The organism is Rhodococcus sp. CX (assembly GCF_015865005.1).
GTDB lineage: Bacteria > Actinomycetota > Actinomycetes > Mycobacteriales > Mycobacteriaceae > Rhodococcus.
Map to the genome: position 1 here is coordinate 51,573 of NZ_JADZGH010000069.1, position 1,204 is coordinate 52,776.

Sequence of the window (1,204 nt, forward strand, 5' to 3'; positions counted from 1 at the left end):
TTTCCGGGTCGAGGGCGCCAGGCACTATTGTGGGCGCAGTGAGCCTGGTCCTTTTGCCTGCAGTCGACGTCGTCAACGGTGAAGCAGTTCGCCTCGTTCAGGGAGAGGCGGGTAGCGAAACCAGCTACGGCTCGCCGCGTGACGCCGCCCTCGAATGGCAGAACGCCGGAGCCGAGTGGGTGCATCTCGTCGACCTCGACGCCGCCTTCGGTCGCGGCGACAACCGGGACCTCCTCGCCGGTGTGATCGGTGAGCTCGACGTCAAGGTCGAGCTGTCCGGTGGCATCCGCGACGACGAGACGCTCGCCGCGGCCCTCGCGACCGGCTGCGCCCGCGTGAACATCGGTACCGCAGCCATCGAGAACCCGGAATGGTGTGCCCGCGCCATCGCCGAGTATGGCGACCGCATCGCCGTCGGTCTCGACGTCAAGCTCATCGACGGCAATTGGCGCCTGCGCGGCCGCGGCTGGGTCTCCGACGGCGGCGATCTGTGGGAGACGCTGGAGCGACTCAACCAGGACGGCTGCTCCCGGTTCGTCGTCACCGACATCACCAAGGACGGCACCCTCACCGGCCCGAACCTGGATCTGCTGAGCGAGGTGGCGAACGCGACCGACGCGCCCGTCGTCGCCTCCGGTGGTATCTCGACCGTCGACGACCTGCGGGCGATCGCGACACTGGTGCCCGAGGGTGTCGAGGGTGCGATCGTCGGCAAGGCGCTCTACGCGGGACGGTTCACCCTGGCCGAAGCGCTCGACGCCGTCTCCCGGTGAGCCGATGACCGACACCGCCGACCTGTCGAGGCTGCTTGCGGTCGCGAGTGAGATCCTCGACGGCGCGGCGGAGCGGTTCGTCGCCGGTCGCGGCGCGCCCCGATCGGTCGACAAGGGTCCCGACGACTTCGCCACCGATCTCGATCTCGAGCTGGAGCGACGCATCAGCGGCGAGCTCACCGAGCGCACCGGCATCGCGGTGCACGGTGAGGAGTTCGGCGGACCCGGCGCTGGGACGGGCACGGTGTGGCTGCTCGACCCCATCGACGGCACCGTGAACTACTCCGCCGGCCTGCCCACCGCCGGGATCCTCCTCGCGCTCGTGCACGACGGCGAACCGATAATCGGGTTGACGTGGCTCCCGCTGGTGGGGGAGCGGTTCGCTGCCACGGTCGACGGGCCCCTGCTGCACAACGGCGTGCCCGCCGAGC

At 69.9% G+C, this 1,204-nt stretch carries 2 protein-coding genes; both read left to right on the forward strand.

Going from position 1 to position 1,204, the window contains the following annotated elements; translation table 11 throughout:
* Positions 1-38: 38 nt before the first annotated feature.
* Positions 39-773, forward strand: a complete 735-nt coding sequence (gene priA / locus I0Q12_RS07555) for a bifunctional 1-(5-phosphoribosyl)-5-((5-phosphoribosylamino)methylideneamino)imidazole-4-carboxamide isomerase/phosphoribosylanthranilate isomerase PriA (protein WP_197251341.1) — start codon at positions 39-41, stop codon at positions 771-773.
* A gap of 4 nt (positions 774-777) precedes the next feature.
* A partial coding sequence (locus tag I0Q12_RS07560; protein ID WP_307846096.1) for an inositol monophosphatase family protein occupies positions 778-1,204 on the forward strand: 427 nt, incomplete at its 3' end.